Below are 15,921 nucleotides of genomic sequence, written 5' to 3'. Positions count from 1 at the left end.
CCGGGCCGTCGAGCCCCGCCCACCGGGCGCCGGTGCTCACGGCCCGCGGTCCGGAGTGACCCGCGGGCGGCCCCGGCTGCCGTGCCGGGCCGCCGCCGCCGGCGCACGGCAGCCGGTCGGTGGCCGGCCGTTCCGGCTCCGGACCCCGACCCGTACCGGGCCCCGTCGCCCCGGGCCCCGTCGCCCCGGGCCCCGTCGCCCCGGGCCCCGCTCCGCACCCGCCGTCCGGCCCCTTCCGTCCGCCCCATCCACCCGTTCGTCCCGCCGTCGTGCCCGCGCACCGCCCGACGGCCGGCCGCCCCGTGCCTCACGAGAGAGATATATGTCGTCATGACGGATTATTCGGTTCTGATCCCGTTCGTGCCGCGTCGGCTTGAACAGACGCTGCCGTTCGCGGGCCTGGTGAACTGGACGCCCGCCGTGCGCCTGTGGCAGGGGCAGTCGATGATCCTCGAACCGCACCAGACCTTCGTGGGAGCCGCCGGCGCGGGATTCCGTGTCCCGGTGGGATTCGGTGTCACGCTGATGCCGCTGCGGCATCCGTTCGAGGCCGCCAACCAGGCCCGCTCGGTCGCCCTGGCCACCGGCCACCCGGTGATCGCGGGGTTCGGACCCGGTGCGCCGGCCTTCCAGCAGAACCTGCTCGGGGCGTCGTACGACAAGCCCCTGGCCGTCGCCCGCCAGTACCTGACGGCCGTGCGCGGACTGCTCGACGGCGAGGTGGTGGAGGCGGACGGGCCCGACTTCACCTTCCGGGCGCAGCTGGCGCCGGCCGCCGCGCCCCGGGTGGACGTGGGGCTGGGGGTCCTGCGGCCGGGCATGGCACGGCTGGCCGGCGAGATCGCCGACGCGGTGATCACCTGGCTGACGCCGCCGTCCTACCTGCGCGAGGTCATCGTGCCCGCGGTCGAGGAGGGCGTGGCGCGGGCCGGCCGCACCGAGCGGCCCCGCATCGTGGCCATGGTGCCCGTCGGTCTCGAACGCGAGGGCACCGCTCCCGAACGGCTCGCCCTGGCCTCCAACTTCGCCCACTTCCAGGCTCCGCACTACCTGGACATGCTCGGGCGGGCCGGCGTCGACACCGGGGGCGGCGACGTGCACGCCGTCGCCCGGGGAGCCGTCGACGTGGGCGCCGTCGTCACCGGTGACCCGGACACCGTCGTCAAGCGGCTCGACGAGTACCGCCAGGCCGGCGTCGACGAGATCGTCCTCAACACCACCGGCGTCCACAAGATGTTCGGCGCCCAGGAGGCGATCGGCGACCTGACGGAGATCCTCCGCGGCGCCGTCTAGGACCTCCCGTCCGGGGCCGCCGGGCCCGCGCCCGCCCCGGCCGCACCCGCCCCGGCCGCACCCGCCCCGGCCGCATCCGGCACTGCCACCAGCCATCAGCCACCAGGCAACGAAGGACCAGACAGTCATGGACACACAGACGCGCAGACGCGCGAAGGAGCACATCATGTCGTGGGGGTCGGGCGGCCGACGGCCGGCCGGCGCCCCGGGGAACGCGCCCGCCACGGTCGTCCTGGCCGATGCCCGCCACCTCGACGCGGTGCGCGCCGGCGGACTGACCGGTCCCGGCACCCTCGTCTTCACGCCGGGATCCGGGGAACCCCGGGACGGCGTGGTGCCGTACGGCGGCTCCCTGAGCGAGCCCGGTGAGGACTTCGCCCTCGGCGAGGACTTCTTCCTCCAGACCCAGGACTACGCCTCCAGCGCCTTCATGTCCGTGCTCGGCCCGACCGTGCTGCGCATCTTCGGCCCCGCGGACTTCTCCGCCTTCCTCGCCGACGCCGACCGGGCGTTCTCCGAGGGCGTCTTCCCCGAGTACCTGATCACGCCGGCGGTGCTGCTCGCCGACACCGCCGCCCTCGGCGGGCCGGCGGGCGCCGACGGCCCCGCCCTGCGGCTGTACGTCGACGCCGGCGGACGGATCTCGCTGTCGCCCACCGGTTCACCGCTGGGCACGGTCGGTGACGACCTGACGACCCTGGTGACCCGCTACGAGCACACCAACGCGGCCAGCGAGGCACCCTGCGCGGTGAGTCTGGCCGCCGCGGTGCCGGAGGAGGCGCGGACGGCGGCACTCCAGGTGCGTCCCTTCCTCGCCCGCTACCTCACCGCGGTCAAGGCCCTGCGGGCGATGACCGCCCAGGACATCGGCCACCTGACCGTCTCCGGGTTCGGCCACCGGCTCACCGAGGGCCTCGCCGCCTCCGGCGCCGAGGACGACCTGCTCGACCCCGCCGTCCCGCTGGTCCTGTGGAACACCGACCAGGCGTACGTCGTGGCCGGCGGGCGGGTGTTCGCCGTCGACCGTTCCTTCGCCGGCGCCGTGGAATGCCTGCTCGCCGCGGGCCCCGCCGCCTCGTCCTTCGTCCCCGACCACGTCCTCGACCGGGCCCGGGCGTTCCTCACCGAACGCGGCCTGGCCCTGGACACCCGTACCCCGGCAGGTGCCCGATGACCTCCCTCACCCTGACCCGCCCGCCCGGCCTCGGCGGCGCGCGGATCGCCGAACTCGGCGACCGTGCCCGGCTCTGCGGCCTCTACGACGACCAGGGCGCCCCCCTCTACGACGACCTCGCCGCCGCCGACGGCTTCGAGATCCGGGACATCGTCGGCGCCGTGCGCGCCGCCGGTGACGGCCCGGTGCTCGATCTGGCCGCCGGCGCGGGTCGGTTCACCCTCCCGCTGCTGGCCACCGGACGCGAGGTCACCGCACTCGACCTGTCCGAGGACATGCTCCGGCTGCTCCGGGCCCGGCTGGCCCGCGCCCCCCGGGCGGTGCGCGAGCGGTGCACGGTGGTCCGGGGCGACATGGCCGCCTTCGACCTGGGCCGGGAGTTCGCCCACATCGTCCTCGGCACCACCTCCCTGTCCCTGCTCGACGCGACGGGCCGGGCCGGCCTCTACCGGTCGGTGGCCGCGCACCTGGCGCCCGGCGGACAGTTCCTGCTGTCGGTCATGGAGCGCGCGGACGACGACGTGCCGACCGAGGTGCACGCCCGCGTCAAGGGCGCGAGCGGCACGGCGTACGACCTCTACGAGTACTGGCCGGCCGGTTCCGACCACCGCTACGTCACCATCGCCCCGTCCGAGCCCGCCGACGGCCCGGTCACCGTGTGCGTGGACGAGGTCGGCACGATGAGCATCGCCGCCATCGAGACCGAACTGGCCGCGGCGGGACTGACCGTGGCCGGACGCCGGCCGCTGAGCGGGCCCGGCGACCGGCACCGGGTGCAGCTGCTGAAGGCGGTGGCCGCCCGATGAGCACCCACGCCCTGTGGCCCTACCTGATCGCCCCGAGCACCCACGGCAACGACAGCCAGTGCGCGGTGAGCGCCCGCGGGCACCGCGTCACCTTCGCCGACGGCAGCGAGGTCCTCGACGCCGACAGCGGCCTGTGGAACGTCAACCTCGGCTACGGCAACGAGGCCATCGCGGCCGCCGTGGCGGAGGCCGCCGCCAACGGGTCCTACCTGCACTCCTTCCGGTTCGAGAACACCTACGCCCGCAAGGCCGCCGACGACCTGCTGACGGTGTGCGGCACCGAGCACTACGCCCGGGTGCTGTTCTCCTCCGGCGGAGGCGTGGCCAACGACGCCGCGATGAAGCTGGTGCGCCACTACCACGCGCTGCGCGGCCGGCCCGAGCGGAACCTCGTGGTCGCCCTGCGGGGCAGCTTCCACGGACTGACCTTCGGCGGCTTCGCCCTCACGGGCGAGGACCTCGGCCAGCGCGCCTACGGCGTCGACCAGCGCCTCATCCGGCACGTCACGCCCAACGACATGGAGGAACTGCGCACGCTGATCGCCCGCAGCGGCCGGCAGATCGCGGCCGTGGTGGTGGAGCCGGTGCTCGGCACCGGCACCGTGCCGCTGACCGACGACTACCTGGCCGAGCTGGTGCGGCTGCGCGACGAGAGCGGCTACCTCCTGGTCGCCGACGAGGTCGCCACCGGCTTCGGGCGCACGGGCACCTTCTTCGCCTCACAGACCTGGCCGGGCCAGCCCGATGTGCTGCTGTCCTCCAAGGGGCTGACCAACGGCACGGTCCCCGCCTCGGCCGTCGTCTTCTCGCACGAGATCGCCGACGCCTTCACCGGGCACGACGCGATCCTCACCCACGCCGAGACCCAGGGCGGCAGTTCCGTGCCCTGCGCGGCGATCAGTGCGGCCGTCGCGGAGATGCACCGCCTGGACGCGGTCGTCGCCGGCCGCCGGGTGGCCGCCCGGCTGGACGCCGCCCTCGACGACCTGGTCGAACGGCATCCGCTGGTCACCGGCGTCACCGGGCGGGGCTGCTTCCGCACCCTGCACGTCGGGGGACCCGGCGGGCACCGCCTGTCACCGCCCGGAGTCGCCCACCTGGTGGGCGCGGTCCGCAGGGCCGGAGCCATCGTCCATCCCGGTCCCGCCGGCATCCAGCTCGTGCCGTCCCTGACGTACAGCGATGCCGAGGTCGACGAACTCATGACCTGCGTCGAGGCAGGACTCGACGCCCTGCTTCCCACCCCGAGGCCCGCCGGCCGCCGCTGACCCCGCCGGCACCGCCACCCCGTACGCCCACCCCGTCCCCCCCGCCCTACCGGAGGAATCACCGCCATGAACGAGCAGATGCCGCAGACCGAGGACTTCCCGGCCGACGTCACCGAGCTGGAGATGCAGGAGCTCGAGGCCCTGGAGTCACCGGGCTTCTGGACCGGCGTGTCGATCGGGACCGCCGTCAGCGTCTCGGTCGTGGTCGCGACCTGACCGCCGCACGAGCCGAGCGTTCCCACGGCCTCCACCGCCCCCGGCGACCCGGGGGACGAAGACCGGCCGCAGGTCCTGCCTCGGCCCCGCTTCCGGCAAAGGAATGAGCTGGGCCGAGGCAGGTCCCCCACCGTATCCGATCCGACGAACCCGACACAGAGCACGCGTTGACGTGGTCAGGAGCCCGCTGTGACTACTGCTGTGAGGACCGACACCGCCGCTTCCGGCGGCGACCGGCACGGCACCCGGCGGCCGGCGAAGGTCTGTAAGGGGGCCGTCCGGCCCGAGTTCATCCCGCCGGCCCCGCCGCTGCGCGGCATCGGCCGCCTGGCCGACTGGCTGCGCCGGGACGGCGCACCGGCCGTCACCGTCATCGCGGACCCCGCGGTCGCGGAACAGCCCGTCACTGCCGGGGTGCTGGACCAGGTGAGGACCGCCGGGCACACGCCGCGCCTGATCGTGCTGGACGGCCCCACCGGGCTCGACGCGGTCGCGGAGACGGCCGCCGGGCTCGACCCCGAGGGGATCGTCGTCGCCGTCGGCGGCGGCACCACCCTCGACTTCGCCAAGCTGGCCGCCCTGTCCGCCCGCCATCCCCACTTCCACCGCTACCTCACCGCCCCGCAGCGCAGCGGCTTCCTGGTGCTGCCCCCGGCCCTCGGACCGCACGTCCGGGTGCTGGCGGTGCCCACCACCCTGGGCACGGGCAGCGAACTGGGCACCGTGGCCTGCTTCTCCCGCGACGGCGGCAAGTTCCTCGCCACGGGCTCGTGCCTGCGGCCGGTGGCGGCCCTGTGGGCGCCCGAGGCCACGGTCACCCTGCCGCCCGCTCTCGTCGCCGACGGCGTCCTGGAGGCCCTGTTCCGCACGGTCAGCCCCTACACCGGCGACGCCACCGAACTCCCCGAGCAGGACGCCGCCGTGGAGGCACTCGCCCGCCGGATCGTCACCGCCGGCTACGAGGTCGCCGCCCTGCGGGACCGGGGCCGGCCGATCCCGGCCGAACTGCGCCTGCGGATCGCCGAGTCGAGCGGCGAGAGCCAGATCGGGCGGATCAACATCGGCCGCAGCCCCTACGCCGTGAAGTGCTGGGCGATGGCCAACGAGCTGTCCACCACCCTCGACCTCGCCAAGATGCGCACGGTCGCCGCCCTGTGGCCGGTGCTGTGGCGGCACACCCTCGACGGAGACGCCCGGCTGGGCAGCGCCGCCCGGATCACCCGGCTGTGGAGCGTCCTGCGCGCCGCCGTCCCTGCACTGCCCGACGACCCCGCGGACGGGCTGCTGCGGCTGATGAGCGACTGGCACATCGACCGCACCGTGCACGCCGGGCCCGCACAACTGGCCCGCGCCACCACGCGCATCATGCGCGGCTGGGGCGCCGGTCTTCCCATCCTCGACGAGTTGAGCGGCACCGATGTGCGCGCGCTCCTCGACGAGGCCACCGAGCCGGCCTCGGGCGGATCCCCCGCCGCCCGGGGCTCCCAAGACCACCACGGCGTCCGGCCCCCGGCCGACCGCCCGTGATGGAGACACCGAGAACGTCCCGGACCTCCCGGGACCCGACAGAAGGAGCACGTCATGAGCGAGAACAACATCGTCGAGACCGAGCTGCAGGACCTCGCCGTCTCCGAGCTGGAGATGCAGGAGCTGGAGACGCTGGAGGCCCCGGGCTGGGCGACCTCCGCGGGCGTCAGCGTCGGTATCTCGCTGGTCTCCGTCGCCTGGAGCCTCACCTGATCCACCGTCGGCCGGCCGCTCCGGGCCGGCAGGTGCACCACCCGAACGTCACCGGACCATCCACGAACCGAGGGAGAGCACGTCATGAGCGAGAACAACATCGTCGAGACCGAGCTGCAGGACCTCGCGGCCACCGAGCTGGAGATGCAGGAGCTCGAGGCGCTGGAGGCCCCGGGCTGGGCGACCTCCGCGGGCGTCAGCGTCGGCGTCTCGCTGGTCTCCGTGGCCTTCAGCCTCACCTGATCCACCGCAACTCCCCAACTGTCCGATCCACAGGGTGTTTCACGTGAAACATCCGCTTCCGGTGAGAAGGGCTCACCGGTCCATACGAGAGGAATCCGTCATGGCTGAGATCAAGAACGACGCGCCGGTCGCCGCTGCCACCGCCGAGAACGTGGAGCTGGAGATGCAGGAGCTGGAGGCGCTGGAGGCCCCCGGTTTCTGGACCGGCGTGTCCATCGGCGCCACGGTCTCCTCGGCCGTCGCCACCTCGATCGCCCTCACCTGATCCACCGCACGTCCCCACCTGTCCGATCCGCGGGGTGTTTCACGTGAAACATCCGCTTCCGGTGAGAAGGGCTCACCGGTTCACACGAGAGGAATCCGTCATGGCTGAGATCAAGAACGACGCGCCGGTCGCCGCTGCCACCGCCGAGAACGTGGAGCTGGAGATGCAGGAGCTGGAGGCGCTGGAGGCCCCCGGTTTCTGGACCGGTGTCTCCATCGGCGCCACGGTCTCCTCGGCCGTCGCCACCTCGATCGCCCTGACCTGATCGCGGCCCGCGACGAGGGACGCGACCCCCAGTGAGTAGCCCTCACTAGGTCTTCGGCACCACCGCAGATCCTGCCTCGGCCCTGCTTCCGGCAAACGAATGAGCTGGGCCGAGGCGGGGGGCGCCCCACCCCACCGACCGACCTCTTCCGCGTAAGGACACCACCGTGAGCGCTACCACCGCTTCACCCGCTGCGCCCGCCGCGCACACGCAGCGGCCGAACCGCGCACCGGGCACCGAGATCCACCCGCCCATGGGCGACGGCGGCACATGGGTGCTGCAGCGTGGCCCGCGCTACATCCGTGTCAGCCCCGAAGTCGCCGCTCTCGCCGAGCACTTCGACGGCCGGCGCGACCACGACGAACTGGCCCGGTTGATGGGCGGCACCTGGACCGCCGAGATGGTCGGCTTCGCCGTCCGGCGGCTGGACGACCTCCAGCTGGTCGACAACGGCGACATGAAAGCCCCCCGCCGCCAGGGCCGTTTCAAGATGGTCCCGCCGTTCACCTTCCAGTTCACGCTGCTGCGTCCGGGCCGCACGATGCAGTCCCTGCAGCCGCTCTTCGCCCGCATGGGCAACCGGTACCTCGTCGGCACCGCCCTGCTGATCGCCGTGGCCGGCCTGCTCGCGCTCGCCGTGCAGAACACCTACGTCACGTCGTCGCTGTCCGGCCCGTTGTCGCCGCTGACCTACCTGGGCATCCTGGCCGGGCTCGTCATCGGCACCTCGATCCACGAACTGGGCCACGCCGCCACGCTGATCCGCTACGGCGGCAAGCCGTCCCGCATCGGGATCATGCTCTTCTACCTGATGCCGGCGTTCTTCTGCGACGTCTCCGACGCCTGGCGCCTGCCGCAGCGCCGCCAGCGCGTCCACGTCGCCCTCGCCGGACCCGCCGTCCAGACCTTCCTCGCCGGTGCCGCCGCCCTCGCCGCCTGGCCGCTCGCCGACTCCGGCGCCAAGACCGCCCTGGTCTTCTTCGCCCTCGGCAGCTACATCACCGGCCTGCTGAACCTGCTGCCCTTCATCAAGCTGGACGGCTACATCGCCCTGATGAGCCACGTCGACATCCCCTACCTGCGCGACCGGGCCATCACCGACGCCCGCCGTCTCATGGCCCGGCTGCTGTTCGGCGGCACCTACGAGCGCGAGCTGACCCGGCGCTGGACCACCGTCTACGGCCTGGCCTGCATGGTCTTCCCGCTCTACCTGCTGTCGACCGCGCTCCAGCTCTGGATCGACCTGCTGCGCCGCGGCGGCGTCATCGGCATCTGCCTGGCGGCCTGCGGGGTGTCGTACGGGCTGTACTTCCTGGGCCGCGGGGTGCGCAGGCTGGCGGCGGAGGTCCGCGCGTCCGGTGCCGGACGGCCCCGGATCGCCCTGGTCTCCACCGCTGTGGCCGCCGCCGCGGGCGCCCTGATGTTCCTGCCCGTCCCGCACACCGTCTCGGCGGCCTACGTCAGCCGGCCCGGCGGCACCGACCTCGTCCTGCTCGACGGGGCCGACACCGACCGCATCGCGCCCGGCCAGAAGGTCACGCTCACCACCAACGGCCCGGTACTGAACCCCACCACCGGCAGCGCGACCGTCGGCGACGCCCCGGCGGCGGCCGGCGAGGCACCGCTGGACTCCTTCTTCCCGCTCGACCTGGACGGCGCCCTGACGATGCCGGTCACCAGCTACCGGCTCGACCTGGACGGCCCCCTGGACGAGCCCACCGGGGCGGCCCGGGTGGACACCGGCCGGCTGCCGCTGTGGGAGGTGGGCTACCGCACCTACATCAGCCCCTTCCTCCCGTCCTGAACCCCGCCCCCGCCCCCGCGCGGCCACCGCCGCGCGCCACCATCCCGATCCACGGTCAGGAGACGTCTCGTGCTCGACTTCCGCTTCCTCGACTTCTGCCGCGAGGACTCCCTCTTCTACGACGCACCCGATCACGACGGGGCCACGGACCAGGACTTCCACGCGGGCCGCGTCCCCGGAACCGGCTGGACGGTGACCCGCGGCAGAGAGTGGACCTTCTGCACACCACCCGACCTGGACGTGCCCGACCAGGGCTGGAAGATCCACGTGTCGGCCTCGCCGGACAACGCCGCCGAACTCCTCGACCAGGTCGTCCCGTACTGCGTCGAGCACGGCCTGATGTACAAGTACATCTCCAACCGGGAGATCCTCGGCCGGCGCGGCAGCAAGTACGGCGACCGCAGCGCCAGCGGCAAGTTCATCACCATCTACCCGCCCACCGAGGAGATCCTCGAACGCACCCTGCGCGAGCTGGACGAGCTGATCGGCGGCACCCCCGCCCCGTACATCCTCAGCGACCTGCGCTGGAACGAGGGCCCGCTGTTCGTGCGCTACGGCGGCTTCGTGCTGAAGATGGCCCGCGCCGAGAACGGCGCCCTGGTCCCCGGCATCCGCAATCCCGACGGCGAGATGGTGCCCGACGTGCGCCGCCCCGCGTTCCGGCCGCCGGAGTGGGTGACCCTGCCCCCGTTCCTCGCCGAGGCCCACGCCCGGCGCAAGGAGGGCACCTTGAAGAACTTCCCGTTCCGGGTCTACAAGGCCCTGCACTTCTCCAACGGCGGCGGCGTCTACCGCGCCGTCGACAACCGCACCGGCGCCGAGGTCCTGCTCAAGGAGGCCCGCCCGCTGGCCGGCCTGGACGCCAGCGGGGCCGACGCGATCACCCGCATGGAGCGCGAGCACTGGGCGCTGACGACGCTGGCCGGGCTGCCCACCGTGCCCGCCCTGGTCGACTACCGGGACGGCCACGAGCACCGCTTCCTGGCCCGCGAGTTCGTCGAGGGCGAGGCACTGATCGACGTGCTGCGCCGCCGCCACCCCTTCACGTCCGGCCAGGACTCGCCCGAGGTGCGCGCCGCCTACACCGCGTGGGCGCTCGACATCCTCGACCAGGTCGCCCGGGGCGTGGCCGACATGCACCGCCGGGGCGTCGTCTTCGGCGACCTGCACCCGGGCAACATTCTCGTCAAGGCCGACAACACGGTCGCGTTCATCGACATGGAGACCTGCACCCCGGTCGACGCCGGCTACCAGCAGGCGATGGGCGCCCTCGGCTTCCACGCCCCGCACCACCTCACCGGCCCCGCGGTCGACCTGTTCGCCCTCAACGTGCTGCGCCTGACGATGTTCATGCCGCTGCCGCAGGTGGTGCCGTGGGGCGTGGCCAAGGTGCGCACCCTGCTGGAGGCGGCCACCGAGCACTTCGACCTGCCCGAGTCGCTGACCCGCGCCATCGCCGACGGTCTCGGCCCCGAGGTCCTCACCGGCGACCGCGACTTCCGGGCGGACTGGCCCGCCAACCCCGGGCCCGGCCTGCGCGAGGCGATCGCCCGGTCCATCGTCGAGGCGGCCTCCCCGGAGCGCGACGACCGGCTCTACCCCGGCGACGCCATGCAGTTCCTCGTCCCGGACGGCGGCACGACCTTCGCGTACGGCGCGGCGGGCGTGCTGTGGGCCCTGTCCCGGACCGGCCACCGGCCGCCGGCCGAGCACGTGCAGTGGCTCGCCGACCACGCCCGCGACGCCGAGACCGACGGCCCCGGCTTCTACACCGGCCTGGCGGGACTCGCCTACACCCTCGACCACCTCGGGCGCCGCGAGGAGGCGGACGCGGTGATGCGGCGCGCCTTCGCCACCCCGGCGGCGAACGTCAGCGACTCGCTGTGCAACGGCTGGTCGGGCCTCGGCCTGGTCGCCCTGCACCTCGCGGAGCGCCGCGGCGACGCCGCGTACCTGGAGATGGCCCGCACCCTGGCCGGCCGGCTCGGCGGCCCCGAGAGCGCCCCGGCGGGCCCCAAGCGGGTCGGCCTGGTCCACGGGCGCACCGGCCACGCCCTGTTCCTGCTGCGGCTGTTCGAGCACACCGGCGACGTGCGGCACCTGGACGCCGCCGAGGCGGAGCTGCGCGCCGACCTGGACACCATCGACCTGGACCAGGAGGACAGCAGGCTGCGGCTCGGCCCCGGACTGATCGGCAGCGCCGGACTCGCCCTGGTGATCCGGGCGTTCCAGCGGTACCGCCCGAGCGCCTGCCTGGCGGCGGCGCGGGCCCGGCTCCTGGAGACCGTGCACACCCACTTCGCCATATCCTGCGGCCTGTTCACCGGCCGCGCGGGCGCCCTGTTCGCGCTGACCGGCGAGGACCGCGACCCGGCCCTGGTCCGCACCCACCTGGACGCGCTGGGCTGGGAGGCCATGGCGGCCGAACCGGGCCGCGTGGACTTCCTCGGCGACCACGGCTACCGGCTCTCCACCGACCTGGCGACCGGCTCGGCCGGCGTCCTGCTGGCCCTGGCCGCGCTGGACGACGACACCACCACCGCACTGCCCTTCCTGGGCGGCACCCCGGCGCCCGCCTACGTGGAGGCGGCCTGATGATCGACGTACCGCGCACCCTGGCCCCGGCCGCCGGCGTCGCCACCCGCTACTCGCTGGTCCCGCCGCGGGACGGCAACCCGCTGTGGAGCAGTGCCGTCGCGCTGGCTCCGGTGGCCGGAGCGGACCCGACCGAGGTCCCGCTGTCGGCCCTGGTCGCCGGCGCCAACGGGCACTCCCGGGCCGACGCGCTGCTGCGCGGCGCCGGGGAGGCCGTCGAACGCCGGGCGCTGCACCCCGACGACCGGCTTGGCACCGTCCGCGGCACCGCCGCCGGGCTGGGCCGACCGGCGCTCGCCGCCCACGACGCCCGGAACGCGCTGGCCCACCCGGACGCCGCCCAGGCGGAGCTCGACTGGTATCCGGCGACGCGGCTGAGCGACACGGCCACGGTCCTGGTCCCGGCCGCGCTCGTCGACTGGCCGGCCACCGCGTCGGGCGCCCTGTTCGACCCGGGGCCGTCCGGAGCGGCCTCCGGCGGCAGCGCCGACATGGCCCTGCGCTCGGCCCTGGTCGAGATCGTCGAGCGGGACGCGTTCACCACCGCCTGGGGGCGCCAGCTGCGGCTGCCCTGCTGGACGGACCCGTTCGCGGCGGCCTCGGGGACACCGGACCGCCCCACCGGCGAGGCGCTGCGCACCCTGTGGCGGCGCGCGGCCGACGGGGGAGTCAGGACGGTCTTCGCCCGCATCCCGACCGCCGTCGACGGCCTGTGCTGCGTGGTGGCCTGCCTGCTCGAACCGGAGCGCCCCGGCGCCCTGGTGACCGTGGGCATGAAGGCGTCCGACCGGGCGCACGACGCCCTGCTCGGCGCCCTCCAGGAAGCCTGGCAGGTCCGGGCGGCGCTGGAGGCCACCCTGCTGGACGGTCCCGTGACCGACGTGCCGGACCCGCTGGTCACCGAGCACGACCGGATCCGGTACATGCTCACCGCGCGGGCCCGCCGCGCCGTGCGGGACTGGGCCGACGGCTTCGTGCCCGCCCCGGCTCCGATGACCGCCGCCGAGGTGACCACCGACGGGATCGTCACCGCGCTGCTCGCCGACGGCGCCGACCCGCACGTCGTCGACCTCACACCCCGGCTGCCGGACACCGTGGCCGCGATGGGCTGGCACGCGGTGAAGGTCGTCCCGGCCGGCTACCAGCACCTGCGGATGGACGAGACCCACGCGTGGAGCTGGAACCGCTCCCGGCTGGCCTCCGCCCCCGAGCGCACCGGTTGCCCGGCGCGCCTCACCGACCACCGGGCCGCGGCCCCCCACCCCCTGCCCTGACCGGGCGGCCCCGCCCGGGCCCGCCCCCGATCCCCTCGAAACGGGAGGACACCGAACGATGCTGGAACTGGACAACGTCGTACGTCGCTTCGGCGACCACTGCGCGGTCGACCAGGTGTCGTTCCGCGTCGACGACGGCCGGATGACCGGCTTCGTCGGCGGGAACGGCGCGGGGAAGACCACCACCATGCGCATGATCATGGGCGTCCTGGCCCTCAACGGCGGCGAGATCCGCTGGAACGGCGGCCCGGTCACCGCCGAGGACCGCCGCGGCTTCGGCTACATGCCCGAGGAGCGCGGGCTCTACCCGAAGCAGACCGTGCTCAGCCAGCTGGTCTACCTGGGCCGGCTGCGCGGACTGAGCGCCCGCGCCGCCCAGGACTCGGCCTCCGGGCTGCTCGACCGGCTCGGCCTGGGGGACAAGCGCGACGCCCGCCTGGAGTCGCTGTCGCTGGGCAACCAGCAGCGCGTGCAGATCGCCGCCGCGCTGATCGGCGAACCGCACCTGCTGGTCCTCGACGAGCCCTTCTCCGGCCTCGACCCGCACGCGGTGGACTCCATGGCCGAGCTGCTGCGCGAGCACACCGCCCGCGGCGTTCCGGTCCTGTTCTCCTCCCACCAGCTGGAGCTCGTCGAGCGGCTCTGCGACGACCTGGTCATCCAGTCCGCGGGACGGGTCCTCGCCCAGGGCACCGCGAGGGACCTGCGCCGCCGGGGCCGGGTGCGCCACCGCCTGGTGACCGCCGGGTCCACCGGCTGGCTGCAGGACGTCGAGGGCGTCGACGTCATCGAGCGGAGCGAGGGAACCGCACTGCTCGAACTCGCCACCGACGAGGTGGCCGACCGGCTCCTGGCGGAGGCACTGCGCCGGGGCCCGGTACGGGAGTTCGCCGAGATCGTCCCCAGTGTCGCCGACGTGTTCAGGGAGATGACGGCAGCATGACCACGCTCACCACCGAGACCGCAGCGCACACCGGAGAGCACGTGAGCACCGGGACCACCGGGACCACCGAGCCGGGCGGCACCACCGCCGGCCCCGCGCCCGCAGCGGGCGGACCGCACAAGGCGCCGAAGAAGCGGCAGCCGTCCGCCTGGCCGATCGTCGCCGCGCGGGAGATCGCGGTGAAGATCCGCGACCGGGGCTTCCTGCTCTCCACGGTCGCCACCCTGGCCGTCATCCTCGGGGCGGTCGGACTGCAGGTCTACCTCGCCTCCACGGTCGGGAAGATCACGGTCGCGGCCGTCTCCACCGACGCCGACCAGCTGGTCCGGCAGGCGGAGGCACTGGCCGACCGCGCCGACCAGGACATCGAGATCAGCGTGCGCGCGCAGTCCTCCCCGGACGCGGTGCGCGACGCGGTCCGTTCCGGCGACGTCGACGCCGGGCTGCTGAGGACGTCGGAGGGCTGGACGCTGCTCGGCGACACCGACAGCGACTCCACCGCCGCCACCTGGATCGGCGCCGCCGTGCAGACGGCCGCGCTGGAGGCCAACGCCGCCGCCGCGGGCACCGACATGGAGACCCTGGCCGAGGGCGCCACGCTCCAGCACACACTGCTGTCGCCCGACGAGACGCCCGAGACCGTGGTGCGGATGGCCACCTACTTCTTCGGCTTCCTCTTCTACCTCGCGGCCGTGCTGCTGGGCGTCTCGCTGGCCACCAGCATCGTGGAGGAGAAGCAGAACCGGATCGTCGAGATCATCGCCGGATCCATCCGTTTGCGGGACCTGCTGGTGGGCAAGATCGTCGGCAGTACGACGCTGGCCCTGGCCCAGATGGTGGCGTTCACGGCGGCCGCGGTGATCGGTCTGGTCGCCACCGGCGAGAGCGGCACCCTGGGGCAGGTCACGACGGGTCTGGGCTGGTTCCTGGTCTACTACGTGGTCGGGATCGCCGTCCTGGCCTGCGTGTTCGCCGCAGCCGGAGCCATCGCCACCCGCACGGAGGACATCCAGTCCACCACGACCCCGGTGAACGCCCTGGTCGCCGTCGTCTTCGTGGCCGGCATCACGGCCACCGGGACGGCCCAGAGTGTCCTGTCCTTCGCCCCCCTGACCTCGACCATCACCATGCCGGCCCGGATCATCGCGGGCGACACCGCCTGGTGGGAGCCCGCGGCCTCGCTGCTCGTCTCGCTGGGCGCGGCCACCCTGGTCGTCCTGGCCGCCGAGCGGGTCTACCGCAGGGCCCTGATGCAGACCGGCCGCAAGCTGTCCTTCCGTCAGGCCTTCAAGCTGGACGACTGAGCCGGGCGCCGGGCGGCACTCCCGCCCGGCCTGGCCGGAACCGCTCCGGCGGACGCGGACGCGTCCCTACCATCCAGACGCCGGCCGGCGGCATCCCCGCCGGGCATCGGCGGACCCACCCCGTCCACCCGGTCCGAAGGACCGGAACAACCCCCCGAGGAGACACGTCATGAGCGACACCAACCGCCCCAGCAACACCGTCCTGTACGCCGCCCTCATCGCCATCCTGTGCGGTGCCGAGGTGGCGGTCATCACCAGCGACATGGAGAACACGGTCCGGTACGGTCTGGGCGCCGTGCTGCTCCTGGCCCTGATCGCGTGCGTGTTCCAGCTGAGCCGCACCCGCCGCACCCGCTGATCCCGCAGCACGGCGTTCGCCCCAGGCCGGGGCCGCCCCCGCCCCCCGAGCGGCCCCGGCCGGAACCATCCTCCTGGAGGCTTCCATGCCCAACGAGCACCCCGTCCGCATCAGCGGCCCGGACGGCGCCCCTCCGGAAACCGCGGCGATCCGCCTGATCGCCCTGCTGCCCCCGGGGTGGCGGGCCGCCCTCCTGGAGTGCCACGACCGCACGGCGACGCTGACGCTCACCGTGCCGGACGGCGTCGCGGCCCCGGCGGTCGACGGAACCCTCGACGACATCCTCGCCAACCCGGTCCTGCGGGGCTGGTCCAGAAGCTGACGGCACCGCCCCCGCGTCCTCAGCCGTCCACGGCGACAAACCGCTTGGTCG

Annotated in this window: 17 protein-coding genes; all 17 read left to right on the top strand. The window is 73.9% G+C overall.

What is annotated here, in order from left to right; translation table 11 throughout:
• The first annotated feature begins 360 nt into the window (after positions 1 to 360).
• The 17 genes from ACSU53_RS15245 to ACSU53_RS15165 all read left to right on the top strand — a co-directional run bounded on the left by ACSU53_RS15245 (position 361) and on the right by ACSU53_RS15165 (position 15,870).
• Positions 361 to 1,293 carry an LLM class flavin-dependent oxidoreductase gene (locus tag ACSU53_RS15245; protein ID WP_437028139.1) on the top strand — a complete coding sequence of 311 codons (933 nt, stop codon included), beginning with the start codon at positions 361 to 363 and terminating at the stop codon, positions 1,291 to 1,293.
• A 127-nt stretch (positions 1,294 to 1,420) separates the two neighbouring features.
• A complete protein-coding gene (gene mpaB, locus ACSU53_RS15240; RefSeq protein ID WP_437028137.1) occupies positions 1,421 to 2,467 on the top strand; it encodes a daptide biosynthesis RiPP recognition protein in 1,047 nt (348 codons plus the stop codon).
• The gene (gene mpaM / locus ACSU53_RS15235; protein WP_437028136.1) at positions 2,464 to 3,273 is read left to right on the top strand and encodes a daptide-type RiPP biosynthesis methyltransferase; all 810 of its coding nucleotides are present in this window, start codon (positions 2,464 to 2,466) and stop codon (positions 3,271 to 3,273) included. Before mpaB ends, mpaM begins: the two co-directional genes overlap by 4 nt.
• Positions 3,270 to 4,541 (top strand): daptide-type RiPP biosynthesis aminotransferase, encoded by a 1,272-nt coding sequence (gene mpaD, locus ACSU53_RS15230; protein WP_437028134.1) that lies wholly within the window; start codon positions 3,270 to 3,272, stop codon positions 4,539 to 4,541. Before mpaM ends, mpaD begins: the two co-directional genes overlap by 4 nt.
• A gap of 66 nt (positions 4,542 to 4,607) precedes the next feature.
• On the top strand, positions 4,608 to 4,757 hold the full coding sequence (locus ACSU53_RS15225; protein WP_437028132.1) for a daptide-type RiPP: 150 nt from the start codon (positions 4,608 to 4,610) through the stop codon (positions 4,755 to 4,757).
• Positions 4,758 to 4,946: 189 nt separating this feature from the next.
• Positions 4,947 to 6,284: a daptide-type RiPP biosynthesis dehydogenase gene (gene mpaC / locus ACSU53_RS15220; RefSeq protein WP_437028130.1), complete on the top strand. Its 1,338-nt coding sequence runs from the start codon at positions 4,947 to 4,949 to the stop codon at positions 6,282 to 6,284.
• Positions 6,285 to 6,338: 54 nt separating this feature from the next.
• Positions 6,339 to 6,497, top strand: a complete 159-nt coding sequence (locus tag ACSU53_RS15215) for a daptide-type RiPP (RefSeq protein WP_203591784.1) — start codon at positions 6,339 to 6,341, stop codon at positions 6,495 to 6,497.
• A gap of 84 nt (positions 6,498 to 6,581) precedes the next feature.
• A complete protein-coding gene (locus ACSU53_RS15210; RefSeq protein ID WP_203591785.1) occupies positions 6,582 to 6,740 on the top strand; it encodes a daptide-type RiPP in 159 nt (52 codons plus the stop codon).
• Between the two features lie 100 nt (positions 6,741 to 6,840).
• A complete protein-coding gene (locus tag ACSU53_RS15205) occupies positions 6,841 to 7,005 on the top strand; it encodes a daptide-type RiPP (RefSeq protein WP_203591786.1) in 165 nt (54 codons plus the stop codon).
• A gap of 100 nt (positions 7,006 to 7,105) precedes the next feature.
• Complete coding sequence (locus ACSU53_RS15200; RefSeq protein WP_203591786.1) at positions 7,106 to 7,270, top strand: daptide-type RiPP; 165 nt, start codon at positions 7,106 to 7,108, stop codon at positions 7,268 to 7,270.
• 166 nt (positions 7,271 to 7,436) lie between these two features.
• Positions 7,437 to 9,074 carry a daptide biosynthesis intramembrane metalloprotease gene (gene mpaP / locus ACSU53_RS15195; protein WP_437028127.1) on the top strand — a complete coding sequence of 546 codons (1,638 nt, stop codon included), beginning with the start codon at positions 7,437 to 7,439 and terminating at the stop codon, positions 9,072 to 9,074.
• Between the two features lie 69 nt (positions 9,075 to 9,143).
• Positions 9,144 to 11,669 (top strand): class III lanthionine synthetase LanKC, encoded by a 2,526-nt coding sequence (gene lanKC / locus ACSU53_RS15190; RefSeq protein WP_437028125.1) that lies wholly within the window; start codon positions 9,144 to 9,146, stop codon positions 11,667 to 11,669.
• Positions 11,669 to 12,943, top strand: coding sequence for a YcaO-like family protein (locus tag ACSU53_RS15185; protein WP_437028123.1), 1,275 nt, complete (start codon positions 11,669 to 11,671; stop codon positions 12,941 to 12,943). Before lanKC ends, ACSU53_RS15185 begins: the two co-directional genes overlap by 1 nt.
• Positions 12,944 to 13,001: 58 nt before the next feature.
• Positions 13,002 to 13,886 (top strand): ABC transporter ATP-binding protein, encoded by an 885-nt coding sequence (locus ACSU53_RS15180; RefSeq protein WP_437028121.1) that lies wholly within the window; start codon positions 13,002 to 13,004, stop codon positions 13,884 to 13,886.
• The gene (locus tag ACSU53_RS15175; RefSeq protein ID WP_437028119.1) at positions 13,883 to 15,190 is read left to right on the top strand and encodes an ABC transporter permease; all 1,308 of its coding nucleotides are present in this window, start codon (positions 13,883 to 13,885) and stop codon (positions 15,188 to 15,190) included. The genes ACSU53_RS15180 and ACSU53_RS15175 overlap by 4 nt, the downstream gene beginning before the upstream one ends.
• A 169-nt stretch (positions 15,191 to 15,359) precedes the next feature.
• Positions 15,360 to 15,548, top strand: coding sequence for a hypothetical protein (locus ACSU53_RS15170; RefSeq protein ID WP_437028118.1), 189 nt, complete (start codon positions 15,360 to 15,362; stop codon positions 15,546 to 15,548).
• An 85-nt stretch (positions 15,549 to 15,633) separates the two neighbouring features.
• Positions 15,634 to 15,870 carry a hypothetical protein gene (locus tag ACSU53_RS15165; RefSeq protein ID WP_437028116.1) on the top strand — a complete coding sequence of 79 codons (237 nt, stop codon included), beginning with the start codon at positions 15,634 to 15,636 and terminating at the stop codon, positions 15,868 to 15,870.
• Positions 15,871 to 15,921 lie beyond the last annotated feature (51 nt).

This window comes from Streptomyces sp. enrichment culture (assembly GCF_964273255.1).
GTDB lineage: Bacteria > Actinomycetota > Actinomycetes > Streptomycetales > Streptomycetaceae > Streptomyces.
The sequence above is the reverse complement of the archived record's forward strand: the minus strand, read 5'-3'. Positions and strand labels throughout refer to the sequence as shown.